Origin of the sequence: Glaciecola sp. 1036 (assembly GCF_050306235.1) — a bacterium.
In the GTDB taxonomy this organism is placed as follows: domain Bacteria; phylum Pseudomonadota; class Gammaproteobacteria; order Enterobacterales; family Alteromonadaceae; genus Glaciecola.
Window position 1 is genome coordinate 214,500 of sequence record NZ_JBLWFH010000007.1, and the last position, 26,062, is coordinate 240,561.

General features: G+C 41.5%; 22 protein-coding genes. 5 read left to right on the forward strand and 17 right to left on the reverse strand.

The window, feature by feature from the left end:
• The first annotated feature begins 179 nt into the window (after nt 1-179).
• The 3 genes from ACNKW3_RS12355 (at nt 180) to ACNKW3_RS12365 (ending at nt 3,202) form a co-directional block, all read left to right on the forward strand.
• Nucleotides 180-2,396 carry a GspE/PulE family protein gene (locus tag ACNKW3_RS12355; protein WP_427399603.1) on the forward strand — a complete coding sequence of 739 codons (2,217 nt, stop codon included), beginning with the start codon at nt 180-182 and terminating at the stop codon, nt 2,394-2,396.
• Nucleotides 2,397-2,585: 189 nt separating this feature from the next.
• Complete coding sequence (locus ACNKW3_RS12360) at nt 2,586-2,816, forward strand: type II toxin-antitoxin system Phd/YefM family antitoxin (RefSeq protein ID WP_427399604.1); 231 nt, start codon at nt 2,586-2,588, stop codon at nt 2,814-2,816.
• Nucleotides 2,816-3,202 (forward strand): type II toxin-antitoxin system VapC family toxin, encoded by a 387-nt coding sequence (locus ACNKW3_RS12365; protein WP_427399605.1) that lies wholly within the window; start codon nt 2,816-2,818, stop codon nt 3,200-3,202. The genes ACNKW3_RS12360 and ACNKW3_RS12365 overlap by 1 nt, the downstream gene beginning before the upstream one ends.
• Before the next feature lie 9 nt (nt 3,203-3,211).
• Here the strand turns inward: ACNKW3_RS12365 and ACNKW3_RS12370 are convergent, their stop codons facing one another.
• The gene (locus ACNKW3_RS12370; RefSeq protein ID WP_427399606.1) at nt 3,212-4,828 is read right to left on the reverse strand and encodes a helix-turn-helix domain-containing protein; all 1,617 of its coding nucleotides are present in this window, start codon (nt 4,826-4,828) and stop codon (nt 3,212-3,214) included.
• Between the two features lie 284 nt (nt 4,829-5,112).
• Between ACNKW3_RS12370 and ACNKW3_RS12375 the strand changes: the two genes are divergently transcribed.
• Both ACNKW3_RS12375 and ACNKW3_RS12380 read left to right on the forward strand, forming a co-directional pair.
• Nucleotides 5,113-5,397, forward strand: a complete 285-nt coding sequence (locus tag ACNKW3_RS12375; protein ID WP_427399607.1) for a YebG family protein — start codon at nt 5,113-5,115, stop codon at nt 5,395-5,397.
• Nucleotides 5,398-5,460: 63 nt separating this feature from the next.
• The gene (locus ACNKW3_RS12380; RefSeq protein WP_427399608.1) at nt 5,461-6,219 is read left to right on the forward strand and encodes an MBL fold metallo-hydrolase; all 759 of its coding nucleotides are present in this window, start codon (nt 5,461-5,463) and stop codon (nt 6,217-6,219) included.
• 7 nt (nt 6,220-6,226) lie between these two features.
• Here the strand turns inward: ACNKW3_RS12380 and tldD are convergent, their stop codons facing one another.
• From tldD to ACNKW3_RS12460, 16 genes are all read right to left on the reverse strand, one after another.
• Entirely contained in the window at nt 6,227-7,672 is a 1,446-nt protein-coding gene (gene tldD, locus ACNKW3_RS12385) for a metalloprotease TldD (protein ID WP_427399609.1), read from the reverse strand.
• Nucleotides 7,665-8,477, reverse strand: coding sequence for a carbon-nitrogen hydrolase family protein (locus tag ACNKW3_RS12390; protein WP_427399610.1), 813 nt, complete (start codon nt 8,475-8,477; stop codon nt 7,665-7,667). The genes tldD and ACNKW3_RS12390 overlap by 8 nt, the downstream gene beginning before the upstream one ends.
• On the reverse strand, nt 8,470-12,315 hold the full coding sequence (locus ACNKW3_RS12395) for a YhdP family protein (RefSeq protein ID WP_427399611.1): 3,846 nt from the start codon (nt 12,313-12,315) through the stop codon (nt 8,470-8,472). Before ACNKW3_RS12395 ends, ACNKW3_RS12390 begins: the two co-directional genes overlap by 8 nt.
• Nucleotides 12,312-13,778, reverse strand: a complete 1,467-nt coding sequence (gene rng, locus ACNKW3_RS12400) for a ribonuclease G (protein ID WP_427399612.1) — start codon at nt 13,776-13,778, stop codon at nt 12,312-12,314. Before rng ends, ACNKW3_RS12395 begins: the two co-directional genes overlap by 4 nt.
• Nucleotides 13,768-14,340 (reverse strand): Maf family protein, encoded by a 573-nt coding sequence (locus ACNKW3_RS12405; protein WP_427399613.1) that lies wholly within the window; start codon nt 14,338-14,340, stop codon nt 13,768-13,770. Before ACNKW3_RS12405 ends, rng begins: the two co-directional genes overlap by 11 nt.
• A gap of 37 nt (nt 14,341-14,377) precedes the next feature.
• Nucleotides 14,378-14,854 carry a rod shape-determining protein MreD gene (gene mreD / locus ACNKW3_RS12410; protein ID WP_427399614.1) on the reverse strand — a complete coding sequence of 159 codons (477 nt, stop codon included), beginning with the start codon at nt 14,852-14,854 and terminating at the stop codon, nt 14,378-14,380.
• Nucleotides 14,844-15,731: a rod shape-determining protein MreC gene (gene mreC, locus ACNKW3_RS12415; RefSeq protein ID WP_427399615.1), complete on the reverse strand. Its 888-nt coding sequence runs from the start codon at nt 15,729-15,731 to the stop codon at nt 14,844-14,846. Before mreC ends, mreD begins: the two co-directional genes overlap by 11 nt.
• A gap of 44 nt (nt 15,732-15,775) precedes the next feature.
• The gene (locus ACNKW3_RS12420) at nt 15,776-16,819 is read right to left on the reverse strand and encodes a rod shape-determining protein (protein WP_427399616.1); all 1,044 of its coding nucleotides are present in this window, start codon (nt 16,817-16,819) and stop codon (nt 15,776-15,778) included.
• Between the two features lie 135 nt (nt 16,820-16,954).
• The gene (locus tag ACNKW3_RS12425) at nt 16,955-21,973 is read right to left on the reverse strand and encodes a DUF6701 domain-containing protein (protein ID WP_427399617.1); all 5,019 of its coding nucleotides are present in this window, start codon (nt 21,971-21,973) and stop codon (nt 16,955-16,957) included.
• A gap of 5 nt (nt 21,974-21,978) precedes the next feature.
• The gene (locus ACNKW3_RS12430) at nt 21,979-22,428 is read right to left on the reverse strand and encodes a pilus assembly PilX family protein (protein ID WP_427399618.1); all 450 of its coding nucleotides are present in this window, start codon (nt 22,426-22,428) and stop codon (nt 21,979-21,981) included.
• Complete coding sequence (locus ACNKW3_RS12435; protein ID WP_427399619.1) at nt 22,418-23,281, reverse strand: type II secretion system protein; 864 nt, start codon at nt 23,279-23,281, stop codon at nt 22,418-22,420. The genes ACNKW3_RS12430 and ACNKW3_RS12435 overlap by 11 nt, the downstream gene beginning before the upstream one ends.
• Entirely contained in the window at nt 23,281-23,883 is a 603-nt protein-coding gene (locus ACNKW3_RS12440) for a type IV pilus modification PilV family protein (RefSeq protein WP_427399620.1), read from the reverse strand. Before ACNKW3_RS12440 ends, ACNKW3_RS12435 begins: the two co-directional genes overlap by 1 nt.
• Nucleotides 23,873-24,424 (reverse strand): prepilin-type N-terminal cleavage/methylation domain-containing protein, encoded by a 552-nt coding sequence (locus tag ACNKW3_RS12445; RefSeq protein ID WP_427399621.1) that lies wholly within the window; start codon nt 24,422-24,424, stop codon nt 23,873-23,875. The genes ACNKW3_RS12440 and ACNKW3_RS12445 overlap by 11 nt, the downstream gene beginning before the upstream one ends.
• Before the next feature lie 23 nt (nt 24,425-24,447).
• Nucleotides 24,448-24,957: a prepilin-type N-terminal cleavage/methylation domain-containing protein gene (locus tag ACNKW3_RS12450; protein ID WP_427399622.1), complete on the reverse strand. Its 510-nt coding sequence runs from the start codon at nt 24,955-24,957 to the stop codon at nt 24,448-24,450.
• A gap of 34 nt (nt 24,958-24,991) precedes the next feature.
• Entirely contained in the window at nt 24,992-25,594 is a 603-nt protein-coding gene (locus tag ACNKW3_RS12455; RefSeq protein WP_427399623.1) for a pilus assembly FimT family protein, read from the reverse strand.
• A gap of 6 nt (nt 25,595-25,600) precedes the next feature.
• Complete coding sequence (locus ACNKW3_RS12460) at nt 25,601-26,062, reverse strand: hypothetical protein (protein WP_427399624.1); 462 nt, start codon at nt 26,060-26,062, stop codon at nt 25,601-25,603.

Genomic DNA, 26,062 nt, shown 5'->3' on the forward strand with positions numbered 1-26,062 from the left:
TCATCAAGAACAATTCTTTGTTCAAATTTTTAGTCAGTCTGCCGATAGTTGATTATGAAGAGAATTCTCAGTTTTGTAACGGCAATAAACTAGTCCAAAGTGCAGATAAACAAACATATGAAAAACTGCATAATTAATCCTGTTGAACTCGTTATTTTTTGTAGGGGATAAAGCAACCAATGCTCGAACAGGCAGACAGACAACGGATACTCACAGAATTAGCTAGCAGATTGGAGGCCCATCCGACCTTAACTGCTGCTTATCGTGAGGTAGAACCTTTAATTTTAAAGGCCTTTGGTGCTGCCCGTATGTCCTTATTTCAACGTCGTCGTCAACATCAAGACTTAGTCGCAAGATTTAAAACGGGTAAAGAGACTCGTGAGATAAAAGTTCCTATCAGCCCACTATCGATTGCCGGATATGTGGCTATGGCCCAACAATCTGTCATCATTAATGACCCCTACGATGATGAACAATTAAAACAAATCCATTTTAGATTACGCTTTGATAAAAAATTCGATACCGCCAGTCAATTTAAAACTGAAAATGTCATTTGTGTCCCAGTAATCAATGCAGGTGTATTGATGGGGGTAATGCAAGTTATTAATAAAGCAGAAGGTGAGTTTGATAGTGACGATCTCGAACTTGCCACCCGCATTGCTGAAATGCTGGGCAATAAGTTCAGGTATGAATTAGGGGGCACCAAAAATCCGTTCGATTATCTAGTCCATCGCGGTTTAATTCAGCAAAAAGCCCTAGATGAATATTGCCAATCGGATAACACCAGACAAATCGTACAACGTTTAATTTCCGAAGCTAGAATTAATGAAGATGACATTGGTGAAGCTTTGTCTGTTCACTATCAGGTGCCTTTTATTAAATTCTTACCTGATAACTACAATCTTCACCAAGGCAATAGCAAGCTCAATCTATCCTATTTAAAGCGTAATTTTGTTGCAGTCGTCTCTGACGTACGAGAAAACCCCGTGGTTCTCATGTTGGAACCCAACAACGCTGCTTTGTTAATGGAAATCGAAAGTGCATTGGGTATCGATAGCTACGAAATTGCGGTTAGTCTACCCAATCATATTCTGCAATATCTCGGTGAAACAAACGCTGGGGCTGGTCCAGGTGAAATGGATGAAATTCTCGATGAAATCGGGACATCTATGGAAGAAGACGACGACCACAGTGATGAAATGGCTGAAGATGCGCCTGCCGTGGTGCGTTTAGTGAGTCGCGTTTTACAAGATGCAAAACGTTTAAATGCATCAGATATTCACATAGATCCAGAAAAAGGCGCACCAACACGGGTGCGTATGCGGGTGGACGGTGTTATACGAGATATAACTCAGGTTCCAGCGAGTCACCATAGCGCGGTTATTGCGCGTATCAAAATTATGTCCGGCTTGAACATCGCTGAAAAACGGGTTCCACAAGACGGTAAACTTGCATTTAAAATGTCAGGACAACCGGTAGAAGTACGGGTAGCCACTATTCCGACTGTGGCGGGTGAAGGTGTGGTCATGCGTATATTGGCAACCGGCGGTGCCATGCCAATTGAAAAAATGAACCTGATGCCTGAAACCATGACTCGCTTGAAAGAGATGATAAAAAAACCTCATGGTATTTTACTGGTAGTAGGACCAACAGGTTCGGGTAAAACCACCACATTACATGCTGTACTTGGTTATCTAAACACGCCTGAACGCAAAATATGGACAGCTGAAGATCCTGTGGAAATTACGCAGCCCGGCCTTCAACAGGTGCAAGTCAGCGCCAAAATTGGATTTAACTTTGCCGCAGCATTAAGAGCATTCTTGCGTGCTGACCCTGATATTATATTAATTGGTGAGATGCGGGATAAAGAAACCGCTCATGCGGGTATTGAAGCTTCTCTTACAGGTCACTTGGTACTATCAACCCTGCACACAAACTCTGCCCCTGAAACTATTACCCGTTTATTAGATTTAGGTTTGGATCCAGTCAACTTTTCTGATGCCTGTGTGGGTATACTTGCGCAACGACTAATTCGAACACTGTGTCCAAATTGTAAGGAAAAATACACTGCAACCGCAGACGATTTTGTATTTTTGCGACGTCAATACGGGGAAGAGTGGTTCGATGAACTGGATATTGATGAGAATGTGCAGTTACATAAAGCAAAAGGTTGTGAAGCCTGCGGCGAAACCGGCTATAAAGGACGTACTGGTGTTCATGAGCTTTTGGGAATGACCAATGAACTACGCGCATTAGTTTACAAAGAAGCCTCAGTGACTGAAATGAAAGACCAAGCAATGAAAGATGGTATGCGCACCCTTACTCAAGATGCAGTACGCAAGGTTATTAAAGGCGATACCGACATCTTGCAACTACAGACGCTAAGTGGCCATTAGTTTTTCTAGCACCCAATAGACTATTGAAGAACTATTTTGAGCGGTTTGCGTCTGCATGAAAAATAGTCAAAAAAACTTGGAATCTTCAAAAACTCATCATTGTACTGAAAATGACAACCTAATTGGAATTTGTAAAAACACAAACATGAAGTATAATTTAGCTAAGTTTAGCTAAGTCATAGGTGACATATGCAATCGAATATGCATGAAGCAAAAAGTAAATTATCACAACTGGTCGATTTAGCTGTATCTGGGAAAGAAGTTGTGATTGCTAAGGCAGGAAAAGCCGCGGTTAAGTTGGTGCCGTATACGGGAAAAAGTGAAAGGGTATTTGGACAATTCAAAGGCCAATTCATTATGTCGGACGATTTTGATTCCCACGAAATCAATGATGAAATAGAGAAAACATTTGGAATCTAATGGAACGGATACTACTAGATACTCATGCATTTATATGGTGGATGAACGGCGACAGTAGAATGGGTGAAATAGCCAAAAAGTGTATTGCTAGCGCTAGCAACGAGATTTACGTGAGTGCAGCGACTGTTTGGGAAATGTCAATTAAACAACAGATGGGAAAGCTAATTACACCGGATGATATAGAGTCATCGATACTAGAGGCAGGATTTAGCCCATTATCTATTACTGCTTTTCATGGGCAGCAAGCGGGAAGACTCCCACTACATCATAAAGACTCCTTTGATCGAATGTTGATTGCACAAGCCCAAGCTGAAGGGCTAAAACTAATGACCAAAGATGAGTGCTTTCTTGCTTATGGTATTAGAACAATAGACCCCATCAAGTAGCTAGGCGCTCTACCCCACCCGCTTACTTAAAATAGAAGGAGAGAATCCAAACTCTTCGCGAAAACACTTACTAAAGTAAGAGGGATTATAAATGCCTACTTCCAAACTTGCTTTTGTGACCGACATGCCCTGTAAAATCATGGATTTTGACTTTTCTAACCGATATTTACGCAAATATAATCGAAAACTCGTCTGATAGTATTTGCTGATATATCTCTGTAGCGTTTTCTCATGCATGTTTAGCTGATCTGCACAATCTTGCATAGTAAAAGAGGGATTATCGAAATGCACCGATAAACACTGAGAAAAACGCTGCTGAAAGTCCTGCTCATTGGTGGTGTCAACATCTTCATTCTCTAAGGTATAGGTGACTAAAGCCTCTTCGACTTTTTGCTCTGATAATTTGTTTTCATAAATCAAATTGGTCAATAAAGACAGCACCTCTTGACTCGAAACGGGCTGTTCCAAAATATAGTGAATACCACTGTTCAATATATTAAGCCTTTCTTCCATAGAAATAGGTGACACCAAGAAAATAATAGGAATTTGGCGCAACTGCTTTTGATACTGAAAGATTTTTTTTAATTGAATACCTTCGCCGTACTGAGCAGCTAGGTCACACACAATAAATTGTGGAGCTCTTTGTAAAACCAAGCTTATAACAATATCTAGGTTATTAACCGAATGGGTACGCAGCCTTTCATTCAGTTTTCGTTGTAGCTCATGTGAAGCGTTTTTTTGCGGATTAAAAAGAATGATGTCGTAATTTTCAACGTCATTCAATGCGTCATGTTCAATGGGTAAGTTTTCTGCTTGCTGAGATGCCGCAAGAGGAAAGCTTGCTCTAATACAAGTGCCATAGTCCAAGGCACATGCAATCTCTAAATCACCTCCCAATGATTTAAGTGCCGTAATTATACTCGGTAAGTCAATAAAACAATTGGCATCTGTATAGCGCCGGAAATGAGGTTGACGGAACATTGATTGGGCATAAATTTGTGACAGTGATTTTTCCGACAAACCCCTACCATTGTCCCTAACATTTAATACAAAACTACCAGCAACGACAATACCCGATACAGTAATCTGTGTACCAGACGGGTTATGGACAATAGCGTTAAGTATGAGTTCTCTTATAATTTTCTGTAGAAAGGCTTGAGGCATGTCGATATAAGCGTGGTCAATTTGCGTTACAACCAACTTGCATCGATGAGCTTGTGCATAGTTGCTTAGGCTTTGCATAGTCTCAAAAAAATGCTGTCTGAACGAAATCGAAGAGTCCGCTTGTTTGGTCTTATTTTGTGATGGCTTTTTGGGCGCGGATCGCGCTAGCTTATCGGAGATCGAACGTAATTGGGCTATCTCATTTCTTAAATCTGTTTGATAAAGCGGTAACCCTTGCTCATCAAATTGATGTGCACTGCGGGATTTGATCATGTTAGTGACAACCGCTTTTAATTGCGCTGAAATTTGCTGGGCATCAATGTGCCTCGAAACTCTAGCTTGAGGTTCAATGCTACCTGTAAGTGAAGACTTATAACGTGATAATTGCTTTCGCTGTACTAAAAGTACAAGAGAGAGAACAACTACGACAATAACCAGTCCAATTTTGATTCCAAATTCCATTTTAGCTTATCCGTTTACCGCTCCTACTTCCGCTGGTGGACAAACCAGCTTGTTTGATAATACATCAATCTTTGTATAAATAAAGTACCATGCCCCCACAAAAATGAACCTGCTTGTTAGTACAGTTTTTGAATTACCTAGCTTTTCAGAACTAAAACAATAACTTCGCCTCAATCGTAGGCAATAAACAAAACCCCTCTCAATTTAACTGTTTTTTTATACAGTAATCATGCTATAGTAATTTTAGAAATTCATTTCAGACAAGAGAAGATGGGAGACACTGTATGCCAGTCATTACCCAATATGTGGTCCAGCATAAGGGAGTAGATAAATTGATTACTACGGATAAAAAAGAAGCTGATCAATACGATAAAATGCTCGAGATAGCGGATAACATGATAAATTACATCAGTTCCAAAGGAATTGAGTTAGATGAAGAGACATCTGAAGAACTTGGTATCTTATTGGCGAAAAATAAAGAATCCATCGCTAAGTTGCTTAAGGGTACCAGTGCGGATGATATCTTAGAAAAAGAAAAAGCTGATGTTGTAGAGATGAAGAAAGCCTGAGTATTGAGCCAAGTTGATGCTTCATGTTAGGATAAAGCCGACTTGTTAAGTGGTCGGACATCTATGCAGATTCATCAAATTTCGGGCTTTATCCAAAATATATTTCTTGTGGAGTATGACCACGGGTGTATGTTATTAGATGGGGCTAGTAGAGCAGATCTAAGGCACATAATTCGTTTCTTCAAAGACGTTTTGCAACGGCCGATTACTGACCTTAAAGTTGTCATGGTGACCCATATGCACCCTGATCATGCTGGTTGTGCCCATAAATTACGTGAAGTATCAGGCTGTAAAATTGTTACTGGAGATGTGAGCAAACCTTGGTATTCTGGCATTTCCGGTCGTTTTTCTCATTTGGTCGATATTAGTCTAGCCTACTGGGTAGCTAATCGTTTGAATAAGCCTTTTGGTAACCTTTGGTTTTCAACAAAGTTAAAGCCTGATGTGATGTTATCAGACGGTGACCGAATACCCGAATTTCAAGATTGGCAAGTTATCACTACGCCTGGTCATACGGACCGAGATATCAGTATTTACAACCTCGAACATAATAAAATTTATGTTGCCGATTTGATTGTCAGAGTAAAAAAGCAACTGACGAGCCCTTTCCCTGTGCACTTCCCCAATAGCTATCGTAATTCTCTACGCAAATTACAAGACTTCATTGGATTCGAACTCATGATGGCACATGTGGACAACACTGAGCTGTCGGAAGAAGTGCTCAGCCAATTAATCAGTAATGCACCTGAAACCCCAAGAACCAATCTAAACGCAGTTAAAAATAAAATTCAGCGGATTAACTTACTTAGAAGCAAAACTTAATTGTAGCTTATTGGGTGCCGCCGACAGTAAGTTCGTCAATTTTCAGTGTTGGTTGCCCGACACCTACAGGTACTGACTGACCATCTTTACCGCAAACCCCTACCCCGCGATCCAAGGATAAATCATTACCGATCATAGAGATTTTTTGCATGGCTTCTGGCCCATTTCCGATAAGGGTAGCCCCTTTGATCGGTGTGGTCACTTTACCTTTTTCAATCATGTAAGCTTCAGAGGTTGAAAACACAAATTTTCCAGAGGTAATATCAACCTGTCCACCACCAAAGTTGGGGGCATAAATGCCTCGCTCTACGGAACTTATGATGTCTTCAGGCGCATAGTTCCCAGCCAACATATAGGTGTTGGTCATACGAGGCATAGGCAAATGGGCATAAGATTCTCGACGACCATTCCCGGTCGCCGCTACGCCCATTAACTTAGCATTCATTTTGTCCTGCATATAACCTTTCAATATGCCATCTTCAATCAGTACGTTATAGCCGCTTGCTGTGCCTTCATCATCAACTGAAAGTGAACCACGACGACCTTCAATAGTACCATCATCGACTACTGTGACACCTTTGGCAGCGACTTGCTCTCCAATTCTACCACTGAAGGTTGATGCGCCTTTACGGTTAAAGTCACCTTCTAGCCCATGACCAACTGCTTCATGTAACAATACTCCAGGCCAACCACTGCCCAGAACCACCGGCATTAAACCTGCTGGAGCAGGCACGGCTTGCAGATTGATTCGCGCCATCTTAATAGCTTCGTCTGCTAAGCTCTGATAAAAGGGTTTGCCATCATCTTCTATTAGGAAATAGTCATAGGTGTGTCTGCCACCAGCACCAGCAGAACCTCTTTCTCTACGCCCGTCTTTTTCTAACAACACAGCACAGTTAAGTCTGATCAAAGGGCGGATATCTGTAGCAAAGGTACCATCGCTAGCAGCAATCAAAATTTCTTCGTATACACCAGACAAGCTCACGACAATTTGACTGGCATCAGGTGCTTGTTGGCGAATATAAGCGTCCACAGCGCGCAATAGTTGAATTTTCTCAGCGTCGGGCAAACTCAACAATGGGTTGTTTTCACCATACAAGGCTTTGGACGCTGTAGAAGAAAAAGCTCTAACCTTTAAGGAGCCACCGGAAACCGCGATATTTTTTGCGGCGTTCGAGGCTTTGAGTAAAGCTTCTGTGGTAATTTCATCTGAATAGGCAAAACCGGTCTTTTCACCTGAAACCGCTCTAACTCCAACACCTTTTTCGATATTATAACTGCCGTCTTTAATGATGCCGTCTTCAAGAATCCAATTTTCATGCTGACTGCTTTGAAAGTACAGATCAGCAAAATCATTTTGATGGCTTAACATGATACCTAGAGATGATTCTAGGATTGATAGTTCGACACCTGATTCAGTTAACAAACTGGCTACGACTTGTTGTTCACTCATAATTATCCAAAGAATGTTGTGAGACCGGCATACTCCGCCTGATCTTATCTATAACTTGTTGGTCAAATTTGGCACTGGCGAAACCTTCGCCACTTTCTTTTACACTAAGAAGCTCACCCCAAGGCGAATATATGCAACTGTGTCCAAAGGTCTCTCTATCATCATCATGTTTCCCCCACTGATTGGCAGCCACTACATAGCTTTGATTTTCAATGGCTCGCGCTCTTAATAGCGCATGCCAGTGTGCCTCTCCAGTCACTTTAGTGAAAGCACTGGGAACAACTATGATTTGAGGGAAATTCATCGCGGCATAGAGTCGCGTAAAGCGCACATCATAACATATACTCTGACCTAACTTACACCAACCAAGGTCAAGCACTTCTACTTTAGAGCCTGCTTGAGTATATTTAGATTCACGGTAGCTTTTGGTTCTATCTTCCACATCTACATCGAAAAGATGAATTTTATTGTATTGACTGAGCCGCTTACCTTGAGGAGAAAACACCAAGGAAGCAGCATAGTATTTACCTGTTTCTGCTTTAATCGGCATGCTACCAGCGACCAGATATACACCTTTGTCTTTAGCTAATTCAGCAAATGCAGTTTGCACCTCACCATTATCCAAAGTTTCCGCTGCCGCTAACATAGCTTTACCACCCGTACCGAAGATAGATGCACATTCCGGTAACACCACAAGACTATGATCATCTTGGTAATCCAAAGAAGACATAATACGGGTTATTTTTTCAAGATTTGTGGTTACAGATGAAGAACCATTTATCTGTAATGCGATGAGTCTAGCCATCTTGCTGCACTTCTATCAGTTCATCGGTAGTAGGTGGTACAAAAGGTGTTTGAGTTTCTTCTGCTTCCGGTAATCTTCGCGTTGGTAATTCAACTTCTGTAGATTCTCGACCAGTTTCTATCAATATTGGCTCTTCGATAGTGCCTGTCACTGAATAATTCACGTTTGAAATCACCTTAGTCGATGTTAGCATTTGATCTATCGCCAAAGCAGCTAACACTGAGGGTGGACTCACGGTAAAAAAGTACACCAATACTGGTAAGTTCCCCGTAACATTGGGGGCAAAACTAACATTATAGTTGAGTTCTTTGGTGACTAAATCTGTGTACCCATAAATTTCTATTTCACCGGCAGCGCCGTCGATCACAGTATCTCGGGTATCCGCCTTGCCATCTGTCAGTAGTATGCTACCTTGCATACTATCGTAAAAAAATCCCTTAGCGAACACATCTCTAAAATCTAAGGATAGTTTTCTAACCAATGAGTTTAAACTTAACAAAGTAAAAATTCGCGAACCCTGATCGCTGACTTCATTTAGGTAGCCGTCGGTCAATTGCCAGTTTATTTCACCACCGAGACTATCGAAATTAAACTCAAAGGGCGATTTCTGCCATGTGAGTGCAAACTCAATATTGGCTTCTGAATCACGTATACCTGTATTGGCACCAAAATTTTGCAGTGAGCGTCCAAAGTCATTACTGCGGAAATCGCCGGCAAAGAATGTGTAGTGATCCAGATGACGCTTGTACCATTGTCCTTCTGCATTGACTCTGCCGTTTTCACCTTCAATTAATAGCTGCTCAACACGTAAGCCATCATTGTTAGGCGATGCTTCCAACTCAACCTTTCCTAATTTATATTGGCCAAATGCGCATTCTTTACAGTTAATATTTAAGGTTGGGAAATCCGTTGGCTCGTAGTCAAAATTGGCTAATTGAGACTCTGGCTCCTGCTCGTAGGATTCCAATTTAATGTAATCCATGTTGGCCTCAATGCCTTTAACTGTCCACTCATCATGAATAACTATGTTACCTCTAACTTGATCGGCTTCTACGTCAATTGACCAGTCTTGTAAATTTCGTCTTGCGATTAAACCAACATCTGTGACCTGGTTATTGCCAATGATAAGTTGTTCAGTTTCAACAAAAATACGTTGTGGGACACCAATGAATGCACTTTCAGTGCTTTCTACACCTTGAAATAATCGTTTTACATTGCTCACCCACAGTTGTGCATCCATTTCAGGCAGATTAGCGCTAATACTAAATCCAACTCCCATGCCGAAAAAGTCAGTTTGACCAAATGCCAAATGTGCTCGGTTAAACTTCTTTTCTTTATGCGGTAAGGTACCCTCAAATCTAACATCATTGCCCAAGGTCATTTGCACGGAAGACGCAATGTTATCCCCGCTAGCCAATATAGCCAAAGGCATAGTCTGTCCCGACGTTTTATCTAACGGGAAGGGTAATGATGAATTAACATCAACAAGTTGCGATCTTAATTGCGCATCATATTGATAATCTTCTTTATTCAAAATGATGTTTAATGCAAGCGTGAAATCCGCAGCACCTGTTAACTGCTCAGTTAATCCTGGAACATAGGCTTTTGTAAGCTCTTCTAGTTGCCAATTACCACCAATTTCAATATCAAGTGCATAATTATCCAGTTGCTTTGATGCCAAATCCAAGGTGATAGGCTGACCAAATAATTCAGCGTTTACACCATCAACTTTCAGATCTTGATTATCAAATGCTAGTGTCCCTTCTGCATTTTTCAAACTCAGGCCTAAGGCTTCAATGTTTACCTGATTGCCGAGTAAATCAACTTCTCCAATCGCTTGAACTCTTCCGCTAAAGTCCAGCGGAATATTTAACTGTAAATCGGTTGTAAGATTACCACTGACAATTACTTGTTCCGTTAGAATTCGTCCTAAACTATCAGCTAACGAGCTGTCCGACATTAAAGACGCCAATTGTTCTCCTGAACCAATGCCGTTAGCATCAATCTTAAGTGTCGCGCCCTTAGTAAGCTGAGGAATTATGGCTTCTATGTTACTAATTTTAACCTCACCCAACATGGCTTCTGGGCTATTCATTACCAAGGCTTTATTTAAAAAGTCCAACCGAATATTGAGCTGTTTCAGTTCAGGCCAATCAGGTGCAAACCTAAAATCCGCATTTTCGATATCAACACCCGCATGAAAAATGCCATTGTTATTGGTAAATGGAAATTGACTGGTATTTCCATGCCAAATTAAGTTTGCTTGGGCGATTTCCCCAGGACCATTTAACGCACGAGTCAAATAATTGATCGTACCCTGTCCCATTAATTCGTTAGGCAAAAATGCCTTCACACGATTAGCAGGCAAGTCACCGGTGTGTATTTTTAATGACAAAAAGTTATTCTGACTGGCGTATGCCATATCTGCGTCTATGGCTAATCCATCAAAAATTACAGAGAGATTTTCAGCGTTTAAAAAAACACCTTCAGGTAGTTTTTCAATATACAAATCGAGGTTAAGATCTTCGAGTAGTTTGTCATGATTGAAAAGCCGTTCGCTGTATAACTGAAGACTGGACTGCTGAATTTGGATCTTCCCTTGCTTATTCCACCAAGCAATCCCCAATTGCAAGTTTTCTATGCCTGGCATTAAATTATATTCAGCGGTGCTCAATGTGACCTCAGGCATCTGAATAAAATTGCCTTGTTTTGTCAAGGCTACTTGCACCTTTCCAAGACTAAGCTGTGGCGATAAGGCTGTTAGTTTCTCAAAGGTTTCAACACTGACGACTTTCATCGCTGGTAAGAGTTTTTGAATATCATCCAGTGCACTTGTCTGTACAAAAAGTTCGTGCTCTTTAGTGAATAACCCAGACACTTCTAATGGCAGTGTTTCTTGTTCTACACTGACATCGAAATCATTTAGAGTAAAGTGCCAGCCATCAGGCTGGTTTATGGCTACTAATTGTCCGCTAAATCCATTGGTAACTGATTTTTCAGACGTTTTCCCCCATTGCAGAACTGAAGGCTCAATCTCAGAATGAATTCGGGTAATTTGCCCATCTTGAATATTCGCCCAAAAGGAAAAATTGGTATTGCTAGCAACCAAGGTTGAATCCACTTCAATAAATTCATTTAACCATGGCGAAATATCCAGCGCTTCTCCTTGGGAATAAAAGGTTCCGGAATAATCATCTACATCGCCGTTTAAGTCGATAACAAAGGTAATACTTTTAGTGGCAAAGGTATCTAAAGACAAGAGCCCCCAACCTTGGTGACGCTGTTCTTTGTTCAACCACGAGAGTTGATCGATTTTTATGGTTTGCTGATTATTCTTTGACTTTACAGTCAATTGGCTTTGTTCAACTGAAAACTTAGCTAACTGCTCCAGAAAAACCGATTCCAAAACTTGGACAATAGGGATATCACCATTTCCGTTGGACATACGGTCCAGATTAAGTTGTAAATCCAATTCACTTAATTGAACGTTTTTGGATTGAAGTTTGCGTTGGAATAAACTAGGCCAAAAGTCGATAAGTAATTTGAGTTCGCCCACATTTAATGTCACAGGGGAATTCTCGCCTTGGCGCATGACCACATTATTTAACACCAAACTGGGACCAGCCGGTTGCCAATCAGCGGCAATGCTACCAATAGCGAGGTCTAATCCGTATTCTGTTTGCACATAGTTTTCGATTAGCTCTTTGCGATCGTCTAATAATGGCAAAGAATAACGTAACGCACTGATTAATAATGCAAACACAACTAAGGCCACTGCTATCAGTGTCCAAAGTTTGCGAAGTGCAAAAGTTGTCAGCGTCGTTAATTTATTGCTCACATCATTACCACGTCAAATTTGTCTTGATGATAAAGGGGTTCAGTTTGAACTTTAATTTGTTTGCTAACAAATAGTTCTAATTCAGCCAGCAAATGCGACTCCTCTCCCAATAAAGCTTCAGCTACAGGCGCAGATGCATAAATTACAAACTTATCCGCTTTGTATGCTCGATTAACCCTAACCACTTCACGGGTGATTTCGAAGCAAATGGTTTCAATGGTTTTTATTGACCCCCTGCCCTTACATGCTGGACATTCGCCACAAAGCTGATGCTCCAAAGACTCTCGGGTTCTCTTCCGCGTCATTTCAATCAAACCTAAGGCAGTAAACCCATAGATGCTAGATTTTGCTCTGTCTTTACTCATTGCCTGCTCTAGCGAATTTAAGACACGTTTTTTATGGTCTGGTTCCATCATGTCAATAAAATCAATCAGTATCATACCGCCAAGGTTTCTCAGACGTAATTGTCGAGCAATAGCCAAAGTGGCTTCTATGTTGGTATTAAAGATGGTTTCTTCTAGATTTCGATGCCCGACAAAAGCGCCTGTATTGATATCAATGGTTGTCATGGCTTCGGTTTGGTCAATAATGATGTAGCCACCAGATTTTAAATCTACCCGTCGCCCCAATGCACGCTGCAACTCATTTTCTACATCATAGAGATCAAAAATGGGCAATTCACCTTGGTAATATTCCAGTTTATTGGAAAGTTCAGGCACATATTCCTTGGTAAAAGCTTTTAATTCCTTATAAGTAAGGTTTGAATCTATTCTTATACGCTCAAGCTCTGTGCCAACAAAATCTCTTAGCACTCGTCGAGCTACAGGGAGATCTTCATACAAAACATTGGACTTGCCAGATTTTCTCCGTGATTCGATTTTCGCCCACAACCGACGTAAGAACTCTGCATCTTGGCGCAACTCGCTTTCCGTCACACCTTCTGCTGCTGTACGCAATATAAAGCCGCCATTTTCATCACAAAACTCAGCCACAATGCCTTTTAACCGATCACGTTCAGCTTCTTCTTCAATTTTTTGAGAGATTCCCACATAGGTAACACTGGGCATAAACACTAAATAACGGGAAGGAAGTGTAATATCTGTGGTGAGCCGAGCACCTTTGGTACCAAGGGGGTCCTTCACCACTTGTACAATGATTTGTTGGCCTTCACGCACCAATTCCCTGATGTCTTTTCTTTCTAACTGAGAAGGGCTAACTTCATCAGCCACTTCATCATTTATTGCGATATCTGATGCGTGTAAAAACGCCGCTTTATCTAGGCCAATATCTACAAAAGCAGCTTGCATTCCAGGTAAAACGCGACTGACTTTGCCTTTATATATGTTACCTACGATCCCTTTTTTAGTATGTCGCTCAATGTGGATCTCTTGCATGATGCCGTTCTCAATAAGCGCGACACGTGATTCTGAGGGTGTTACGTTAATCAATAGTTCAGCAGTCACTCAACACTCCGGCTTGTTTTAGTAGTTCTTTTGTCTCTACGAGGGGTAAACCAATAACAGCCGACACACTGCCTTCAATACTTTTTACAAATTGCCCGCCATATCCTTGTATGGCATAGCCACCGGCTTTATCAGCAGGTTCTCCAGTGGCCCAATATTGATTTATGTCGGCATCGCTTAATTCGGCAAATTTTACTTGGGTAATCACAACCTTAGTAAAGCATCCAAGGTTAGAAACCACACTAATCCCAGTATACACTTGATGCACATTGTTAGATAGCGCTTGCATCATACCTATGAAGTGATTCTTATCCGTTGGTTTACCCAATATTTGTTGCTGAAATCCGATAATAGTATCCGAACCTAGCACAACAGAAGTTGGACGTGTTTGATAAATATGCTGTGCTTTTCCTTGAGCAAGGCGCGCCACTAATGATTCTGGCGTCTCATTTGCCAGCGGTGTTTCATCGATATCACTCGGTTGAATTGAATACTCAGCTAACAAATAGTTTAGCAGCTCAGCCCGTCTAGGCGAGGCTGAGGCCAAAATCACCTTTTTCATGAAAATTACTCGTCAAATTTTAATAATTGAAAGAGGGCTATGACACTCTAAAGCGGCGGCGAATTCTTCGCAAAAACCAAAATAACCAAGGCCAAAGAATTATAGTGGTGATAGTGGGATAAAAGAATGCCCATCTAAACTCAGTGTTGACCAACAAGTATTGCAACCAATAAATGGTTAAATGGTAGACGGTAGACAATACAAACATAACAAACGCCTGTTGCATCATCGACTGGTTTCGAATCCGTTGATAGTTTGCGCCAACAATAAACACAGGGATAGCTAAAGCAAAACTATGAACACCTAAGGCTGTGCCAAATAACACGTCCAATATAAAACCACAAATAGCCGCAATACCCACACTGACTCGGTTTGGCAATGCCATCGACCAATAACAAAGTATCATCAACAACCAATCTGGACGATAAAAGTCTATCTGCCTCGGCATTGGAATGATTTGCAATATCAAACCAACCAAAATGGTGATGTATATGAGTGAACTATTACGTTGCATCCGCGGCTTCCAACTCTTCTAAGATATCCAATGCCGAAGTTGCTTCTTCAGGCGCCTCTTCTGCTGGCCACAATAACAACAAGAATTTCAATCGATTCAGATAGGCGGTCGGCTTGACGATGACTTCCGCAAACGGTTGGCTTTCGTCACTGACAATAGTTTCAATAACGCCTACCGGGTAACCTTCTGGAAATATTTGACCTAGTCCAGAAGACACTAAAAGATCACCCACTTCTAAATCTGTACTATGGGGAACATGTTGTAATCGTAAGCTGATTAAATCACCGGTGCCAACGGCAATGAGGCGTACATTATTGCGGCTTACACGCACTGGAATTGCATGACTTGTATCAGAAATTAACAACACGCGACTGTTAGTGGTACCTACTTCAATTATTTGCCCGACTATCCCCGTATTATCTAGCACCGCTTGGCCTACGAAAACGCCATCTAATGTACCTTTGTTGATAACAATTTGATGTGAATAAGGATTGTTATCAATAGACATTAATTCTGCAATCATTTTTCGGGTTTCAATGCGTACCGGCGCGCCTAATAAACGTCTTAACTCATCATTCTCTTGTTGTAATGTTGTCAACATTTGCACTTCGCCGTTAAGCAGTGCGATTTGACGAGTTAGCTTTTGGTTCTCTTCTAATAGTTGCTCGCGAGAAGAAAAGCGATTTGCACTCCAGTTTAATAACTCACCGGGTAAGTCCGCAATATATTGAATTGGACTCACTAACGACGTCATATAGGTACGTAAGGTTTTAACGCTATCAACCTTGGTATCAATAATCATGGTGACAAGAGATATCACCAACACCAAGATGAGTCGGGTTAGTAAGGTTGGCCCTCGTTGGAAAACTTCATTCATTTGGCAATTGCTTCATATGAAGAAAAGGTGACTACTGTCACCTTTTACTCATAACTGAACAAATCACCACCGTGCATGTCAATCATGTCGAAGGCTTTACCACCGCCTCTTGCCACGCAAGTCAATGGATCATCGGCAATCACCACAGGGATACCCGTTTCTTCCATAAGTAATCGGTCTAGATCTTTTAGTAAAGCTCCACCGCCCGTTAGCACCATGCCTCTTTCAGAGATATCTGAAGCCAATTCTGGCGGGCTCTGTTCTAGGGCAACCATTACCGCGCTTACTATGCCGGATAATGGTTCTTGTAAGGCTTCTAGTATTTCATTGCTGTTTAGGGTGAATCCGCGTGGAACACCCTCAGCCAAATTACGTCCGCGGACTTCAATTTCTTTGACTTCTTCGCCTGGGTAAGCAGCGCCGATTTCATGCTTGATTCGCTCAGCTGTGGCTTCACCAATTAAAGATCCGAAATTACGTCGAATGTAGTTGATAATGGCTTCATCAAACTTATCACCACCAATTCGCACCGAAGACGAATAAACCACACCGTTTAATGAAATGATGGCAACTTCTGTGGTACCACCACCTATATCCACAACCATTGAGCCTGTTGCTTCCGAAACGGGTAGACCAGATCCAATAGCAGCTGCCATTGGTTCATCAATTAGGTATACTTCACGAGCACCAGCACCTAATGCTGATTCTCTAATTGCCCGTCTTTCAACTTGTGTTGAACCACAAGGTACACACACTAAAACTCTTGGACTTGGGCGTAAGAAGTTGTTGTCATGCACTTGTTTTATAAAGTACTGCAACATTTTTTCGGTTACATAAAAGTCTGCAATCACACCGTCTTTCATCGGGCGTATTGCTTTGATGTTGCCAGGCGTTCTACCTAGCATTTGCTTTGCCTCGTGTCCTACAGCAGCAACGCTTTTAGGACCACCTGCACGTTCTTGCCTAATGGCTACAACTGAAGGTTCGTTGAGTACAATTCCTTTGTCTTTTACATAAATCAGCGTATTGGCTGTACCGAGGTCAATCGACAGGTCATTAGAAAACATGCCTCGAAGCTTTTTGAACATGGAATGCCTTTGTATTTGTTAGGTTGTTATTGTTAATCTTTTAACCCGAATGGTTGGGTTTTACTAGTTATAGACATAATTGGCTAACTTTACCAACGTGCCGCCAATTGAGCAAGCAATCCTTGTATTAGTTGACTAAAATACTTCTCTCCAGTGAATTGTTTTATCATTTCCTCTATACAGACCGAAACTAACAGCGGCGGTTGGCGTATCATCGCTGTCAATATCACCGTCCTGATCCCAGTCGATATTTAAGAACTCAGACCAATGATTAGCAACATTTCGAGGTTGTAGTTGCACAAACAAGGCGCCTGCTACAGGCTCACCATTTACTATCACAGGTGAAAGTACCATATCAGCATCATCTGAAAGTCCAGCGACTAAGGTGCCTGTAGCGGACAAACTGGCTATTTCCTGACTAATATCTACCGGGCTTTGACTATCATGTACCAACAAAATATCCCCATTGCTGGTAGATAAATTAATATCTGTGCAGGAATCGCTTTGACTGGTGCGCCATTGACCACTGTCGAGATATTGCGCTGAAAGGGGTATTCGTAAATTCTGATTCTCAGGCCCATAGGTATTTTCTAGCATCAATCGACCGTATCGCATGCTAGTTCCTGTAATATCATTCAAGGTGAAATCTTCGCAACTTCCGGGGTAGGAGGTCATATAACAAACACCGTCGGTATCGGTAAAAAAGCTCTTATCTACTACTAATTGCACATTGGCTTCAAACGGCGAGCCATCAAGTCCTTGTGGGTTGGCAATTTTTTGATAACTAAATTGAGCATCAGATAGGCTTATAGTACCATCTCCATCGTAATCATTGATATCACTTAAAGTTGGCCCTACACCCGCATTATTCACTATCAAAGCACCAGAATAGGTAGAAGTATCAAGATAATTAAAAGCATTATTAACACTGGTTTGATTCGGGGATAATCGCCACTCTGTGCCACCGTAGTTTTGTGTAATTCTGGCCTTAGTATTGTAAGCGGTGACTAAAAATACAGGTTCGGCAGTTGGTGCAAAACCGAAATTTTGACCAACATAGGTAAACGAATCCGAGCAACTTGGCGTAAAACTAGGTTGTTGTTGCATTACAACTTCAAAATAAGCAGGAATAAATCTTCCCGTACTAAGAGCATTACTTGAAATCACCGAACCCAAGTAATTATTATCACGCAGGCTCAAGGTGTAACTGCCAGTTTCTTCTAGGTAAGCTGTACTGGAGGTGAAGATGCCATTGGTGAAAGTTAAAGGTCCTATCCCTGAATAATTAATGCTTATTGATGTTTGTACTTGATCACCTTGTTGCAAGTAAAAACTCGCATCAGCGGCGCCAGAATCACTCGGTAGCGTTCTAAGTGCACTGGCTTGTAGTTCATTCGCTGAATATCCCGGCAAAACACCACCATTTGCGCCTATTGCTTGAATTTGTAAGTTAAACACTTGGCCCGCTGGCATTAGATTTGTCGCATCGGACGAAACGTCTAAACTGGCAGGAATAAACTTAAATAGGGTAGTAGTGGGCTGTAATGTGGCGCCATCAATAGTTGCAGATGCGGATACTTGTACTAACCCTACATCAGCATAGGAATAACCAGCAAAATTGGTTTCTCCAGCGGCATCAAAACTCATGGATAAATTACCGGAATGCGTGCTTCCTGAACCTACAGTAATGCCCGCAAAGCTTTGGGAACAGGTATTGGGAGAATAAGGTTCATCCACAGTACTGATGCATTGATAGCTAATATTAATGCTTTCAGTGCCGTTGGTTAAGGCATCACAAGTTGCGCCATTGCTGCCCAACGCTCTCAAGCCAATTTTATTAAGTGAGGCTTCACCAATAAAAGGCGTGGTCGAGAATTCATTGGCGCCTGTATCGACATGGAAGAATTCTAAACCGGCATTTTCATATTCCACTTCGCAGTTATTGCTGCACTCAATAGGCGCGATTGGGGTCTGAGAACTAGAACCTATGGTTAATGTACCAGCGGTTCTATTTTGTAGTTCTACCTGAGTAGATCCAGTAAAGGTAAATGTTGGCGTTACCCAAGCTGTTGTTGGCGTTAATGTGATGCTGGTTGGATCGCTACTTAACTCAGAACAATCAGCATTTGCACAGGCTTTTACTGTTACCGTCGGATTTCCGCAGGTAATCGCTGTATCAGGGTGTTCTAAGGCGTAATGATGCACCGCAGAACAAGGCGTAGCCTCTTGCAAATCCGCTTGAAATTGAGCTTGGCTCACCGCTTGAGAATACATGCGGATATCATCAAATAAACCATTGGCGCCGTTGTACGACATGTAATTAACCACATAATCAGTTTTATTATCGCCAAATACTATGTTGCCCAAAGTGGGTAAAGTGGTGATATTTGCAGAATCTAACACCACAGAAGATGAGGGTTGTCCATTAAGGTATATGGTGTAAGTTTTGGTTAACATATTCCAATTAACCCCTATATGCACCCATTCGTCGGCGGCGAAGCTATTACTAGAGGTTGTAATCTGCACATCTAAATCATTCACATCTTCTAAACCAAATGCCAGACCACCATTTTCTAATTTAGACATGAAAAAGTACTTACTGTTACCCGAGTTTGAGCCGTCAAATAACATCCGACGTTGCCCATCATTCCAAATGTCATTATGTCGATACCAGAAGGAAATCGCCCCTTGTTCGCCTAACTCCTCTACCTGTACTCCAGTATCAAAATAAACCTTATCAGCGACAGTTAAGTTTGCGTCAGATGTAACAGCACTACAATAAACATTATCAAACGGCTTATTCACTTCTAGCGAATTAGCCAAAGTGCCGCTATAACCATTGCCAGCAATGTCATTTATGGTACTGCCACTTACCGTGGTATCTTCGAAGGAGTATTGTGCCACTAGTGAATTACAGGTAGTGCAAGAATCTGGTGGAGAAGCTGTATACCAACTTGATACATCTTGTGCTGTTGGTTGATTGCGGTAAATTTTTACTTCATCCATTTCACCCAACAAAAAGTCGCCATATTGTGCTGGATCATAAGCGCCTAATTGTCGATATTTGGACGTAGCGCCTAACACTATGTCATCAGAATTAGAAAACAAGCCATTTGTATGGGAAGCATTATTTAAAACAAGAATTCCATCTACATAAATTTGCGTGCCATTGGCTCCAAAGCTGTAAACTATGTGGTGCCATTTACCTTCCTCAATTACTGGGCTTGTCGTCATGAAAACCGAATCTGTAGTGCTTTGATGACGCACCGCAATTTGTCCAGACGCATCCACGACTAAATACAAGTGCCCACCATCACCAAAATTCAAACGATCTTTTGAAAATAATGCATTTCCTCCTACGCTGGAATTGTTGCTGTGGGACAAGTCGGAAATTTTCGCCCACATTGAGATAGCCCCGTTCGCTATTTTGAAATCATCATTATGAGCAATAGTCGCGTAAGATTGATTACCGTCAAAACTCAAACCTTGACACATGCGACTTGAAAAGACATTGGAAATTCCCTGACGAATAATACCATTGTGGCCGCTTTGCACATCCAACAAGGCGCTTTGGTCAAAGCTACAAACATCTGCACTCCAATGACTGACTAATACAGGATCACTGCTGCAATCGGTGCAAGTTTGCGGTTGTTCGTTGTGTAATTGACTCACTTGGGTGGCGTTTAATTGGGTATTGTAGATTTTAACTTCGTCTATTGAGCCTTTGAAAAAGTCTCTTAGTTGAGTACTTCTAGGATCATAGGAAGCAGCATTATACAGCCAAGTATTGGCACCTATTGCCATAGGTGTTCCATTTGACGTCAACCCTGAAGTAAAGGATAGATAGGTAGCCTTTAAATTTCCATCAACATACAAGCGCGCCCCGTCTGAACCAAAGGTATAGACAATATGATGCCATTGATTTTCATTAATTAACCCAGAAGTCGTGTTAACTGTTACCGAGGTTGAACTGTTGGCGTGATTTGCTCTTACTGCACCAAAATCATCAATCCAAATATTTAAAATACCGCCCGAATTACTGTTATATAAATCTTTGGATAGCACTGTCATTCTTCCTGCAGAAGGCGCATTTTCATAGTCAATATCGGGCACATTTACCCACACCGACACACTGCCTTCGGACAAATTAAACAAACTGGAATCAGGAACATCTAAATAGTTTGTGCCACCATCAAAGGTTGCATTTTGACAATAAGGTCCTTGATAGCCCACGCCTATATACCCATTCACGGATGCATTGTTTGCGCCTATATCGTCATTGACAAAATTGCTGGGAATATCGCACATGTCCATGGAGTAGTATAAAACTGGATCTGGCATTGCCGTGCTGGTGACACAGGTTCCGTCAAAATCAGCGGTGGCTATACCGGATGCATCAAAATAGAAGTCGCCGTTTTGACCAATGATAATGTTTTGTGCGTTTATAGCCCCCTGATAGATCCCATCACTTCCCCAATTTACAGTGGCTAGAGAATATAAGTAACCTTTCATAAAGGAGTTACCTAGAGGAGAAAAGTCGCCATAGCTGATGATGACCAATTGATCAGGGTCCCCATCCCAATTAAATCGTAGGTTATTGGCCAAACTAGAAGAATTCACATAGAGAATGACTTTGTCATTGCCGTTGACTCTTAACGTCGCATTTTGCGCCATTTGCAAATAGTTAATCCAATAAACCCCGGCATCAAATACCACTGATGAATTGGTATCTACAATTAATTCGTCAATACGAGAAATGACATTGTTATAGTAATAATAAAGCGTGCCGTTTTGATAAACATGTACATTATCACTTGAGCCCTGATACAAATATCTGTGTTCATTGCTCGGCACATACCAATCTTGTGAGCTGTTTGTATAAAAAAAACCGTTTACTAAAACCAAGCTGTCTGATTGACTGCCGGAATAACTACAAGAGGCTGTGTTACAACTTTGATAAGAGTCATCCTGCAAGATCGGGATGTCTATGTAAGCGTCGTTACCAATGATTTGAGCATTTTGATAAAAGCGAATACCGCCGCTGTTGGTAAATGAACTAGTAGCATCTGGAAACACGGCCGAACATACAGATGCTAGTACTCCGGAAGACATGCAACAGAGAACAACAAAAGCAATAATTCTATTAAGTACCATAAACATCATTGCTCCTGCATAGCGTCTACAGACAATGTTCGACTCACTATGCCATCCGCTAAATCACAACTACCTGTACTTTCATATTTGTAGTAATTGTAATCTACCCCTGCGTGAGTGAGGGTTGTGGTAGTGCACCTTGCTGAGTAAGCACAACCGACAAATCCAGGCACATTGCTGAAATTAGCGCTGCTAGTCGTGGAAGTTGAACATACCTGTGGCGTGCCACCAATGGGAAAACTTTGAGAAATTAACGTCTCTAAACCGGCCTTTGCTGCTTGTTGAGCTCTTACCCCATAAACTTCATACAAGACAGTGTTCGACGAACTATTAATGACACTTATCATAGTGGCCGCCATCAAAGTCATTACAATGATGATGAACAATGCAATCACTATCATACTGCCATTTTGTTTGTGCAGGCGCTTTTGCGTTAAAGGAATTCTATGGCACATTGGGAATATGTACCTCTTTGACAATACTGATTTGCTCGTCGCTACGAGCAAATAAAAAGTTAGCCCGCGTAAATCCGTTGCGAGTTAAGGTAGCATCTACCACCCGAAAAGGATCTAAAGCGCCTGGTGTCGCTTGTGGATTGCTAGACAACACATTTTGTAAGCCCTGCGCCATGAGTTGCCCACCTGATGTATACAGCGTTTGTGTGCTATTAATGCTCGATGTATGGCGGTATAACTGTTGACCTCGTAAACAATAGCTAATACTTGAGTCAGCAATGTAAAGCCGTCGGGTAGGTGAACTCAACGGGAAGCCGTCTGATACTGTAAGCTGAACTACATGGTCAGGATCGTCGGCAAGGCTGCAATCGCCCTGGCCATCATCAGTACAGGCAGTGATTGCTTGTCGACGATTTTCACTGGCGTTGTATACATGGGACGCCTGTAGAGGATAAACGATGGCCATATCTGATCCAGAGGGAACATATGGATTGCCGTCGATATCTGCCATTTGCACTATGTCCACTTGAGCACTGCTACCTGACACTGAAGGTAAACTCAGGTAATAAGCATTCCATTTGATCGGCACAAACTCTAGACAATGCACGCTCGTATTACCGCTTACCCTTACTGAATTAGGCACTGCACTTGCGAGTTCTCGAGTAAATCGCTCTACTGCAAAACTGGCGTTGCGAAGCAAAGCTTCTCGCTCAGTAACATCAACATACACGTCACTGGCACTGCGAATAAAGTGCGCAGATCCGGCGCCAATAATACCCAAAAGTACAATCACCAATATTAGCTCAACTAAGGTAAAGCCCGTTTGATTATGTTTTGCCGACGACCGCTTCATTAGTAGTTATCTCGGTAACTGGAAAACAAGATGCGTTCATCATCTGGGGTAATTATAGTCACTCTTATTAGTTTTCTATTTGCCACTAAAGCGCCCGAATCTAAAACACCATCCCCGTTGATATCATCATCGTTCACTCCGTCCTGATTGGCGTCGTAAAATACCTGTACTTGCGCCTGAAAACCGGTGTAAACATCACGTCCTTGAAATTCAATACTTTCCCCAAGTATCCCCACTATGTCGGATGCGTTTAAAGTGAGATTATTATAATCATCAATATCGTTAAAATCTGACCTAGCTTCACCATCTGCACCTAACGCACCGCTTGTCGTGCATGAGGTTCCTTCATTGCAACGTTGATTACTGCCTAAAAAATCTGAATTATGATCAAATGCCTTGGCATTGATTTCATTTAAAAGGGATTGTCCAAGCATCACAGCTCGAGTCTGCCAAATTGGGTCAATCCCGCGCTTTGCTTGTGGCATAAAAACACTGACTAATACCACCATGGATACCGCAAAAATAACCATACCCACAATCATTTCAACTAGTGTGAAACCTTTATGTTTGTTGCATAGATTCAAACCACGATTAACAAGCATATACATAACCTTGATTTGCAACGCAAATTGAAGTGGTAGTAGTACCTACCAGATTAATTTGGCATCCGTTGGCACATTGGCCAGCGCTGGTTTGTGGACGCCCTAAAGCATCAAATTGAATGAAGGATATGGGCGTTGTGCCATCATAAGCTTGCAGGCTAATGACCTGAGTTGTTAGTTCTGTTGAGGTGAACTGCAAGTTCTCAGGGGCACTGGTATCAATATTTACACTACAAGACGCCACTTGGTTTCCACTGGTATAGCTAGCAACTGAAGGTCCCATTGCTGGAGAACTGGTATCAATCAACATGCGATAACAAAAGGTTTGTCCTGTGTTATGCATAGATTTTATTTGTAAATTTCGAAGTGCACTTTGCAGTTTTTGCTGATAGTTAAATTCGCTAATACCTTTGGTATTGATAAACCGAGGGACGGCTACTACTGCTAAAATACTTAATACTATGATGACAATAATAAGCTCAATCAGGGTAAATCCTGATTGAGCTTTATTAGATAAAGAGTCGACTTTTTTAGATGACATCTTCCTTTTTATTCACCTGACTATTAGCAACCTGTCGTAAAAACTTGGATGCTTGGCACTGCGCCTGATGAAGCAGCACTGTTGTAAATTAAGTGGCAGTCATTTGAAGTATCTGAATCTGTAATGAAAGTAGTGGTTGTAGCACCATCATCAAAAGAAATAGCAAATCTATCATCGTCTGTTGCTAGCGTGTCGAAATCTAATAAATCTAAGTCAATATCTACAAAGTGCAGAAGATTAGTTGTGGTAATTGCATCTGCGTCTGGGTAACCATACTGAGTTGGTACAGTACGTGAAGAAGCGCCAATGTACACTGCTGTACTGCTAGCTTCTTTTTGTACACCACCAATAGCTGCTTTAGCGTAGACTAACTGAGATGCGCCTTGCAAAGCGCCTTTAACACCATTTAGCGTTTCAGTTCGAGCATCAGATTGAATGTCGATAAAGCGCGGTGCTGCTGTTACGGCTAGTATGCCCAAGATCACAATCACAATGATCAGTTCGATTAATGTAAACCCGCGTTGTTGTCTCATAGTTGTTTCCTCAAAAAGTCGACAGGTACTAAAATTAGTTGTTGCTAAAAACTCTTACTTGCCCGATTCTCGGGTCATATGTAAAGCCATTGCCCACTGAATCATTTAACGGCTCAGCGTCCAAATTCTTTACAGTTTGAAGTAAATAATATTGACAAATATCATTGCCACCAGAACCCAAACCTTGACGTGCATTGGTAAAATAAGTGTATTCTTCCGCCGTCGCTGGATCCCAAATAGAGGTAATGGTCGGTGCACTCTGCATAATCAAGTTAAACACGCTTTCACAGTCGATATCCGTAATATCAGTATCTTCTGTACTGGCATCAGTATTCAATTGGCCTGTTGGATAACCAGTATCACCATCAATACCTATAGGAATCCCCTCTATAGTGACGTAAGTTTTACTGTCAGATTCATTGAATTGTGGACGGGCTTCAATTTCCCATTGCGCTCTGACCAGACCTACGCCAGTAGCAAAGCCGCCAGATACACCTTCAACTGTTGCATCCTCAGCTTCTTCGGTCACATTTAAAAAACGAGGAATCGCTGTAGCAGCCAAGAGGCCTAAAATCACTACCACTATTACTAGTTCGATAAGCGTGAAGCCGGCATTTTTTGATTTCACATCCAACATTGACTATTACCTTTCATATTTAAATTCGCCAGTTTCAACATGGTAGGCGAAGACTTTATTTAAAATACTGTAATGACAAATCCCAATGGCATTTTTGTTATTAGAATGCTCTAAATAGGTTGTCGACACTTTTACATTTTCTTTTAGCTTTTGATCGTCTAAAAACATAGATACAAAGGCTAAACAAGCTTCCTGCGAAACCTCTACTAGAGGCAATCCTTTATCGGTTAGTACAATGGGAAATGTCATTTTTGACTCTCCGATAACATAATCGATAACATCAGGTCTTCCTTGTTGTTGCCAAGACCAATAGATCTGGCTAATTTCATTATTTACTCTGGCTTCAAACCCATTCGCCATGGTCTCTTGCCATTCTTGTTCTCTTACCACTCGATACCAAAATGCGTAAGCGACTAAAATTACAATTAGAGTAAAAACAACCAGTCCATAAAAAAGTTTTCGGCTCAT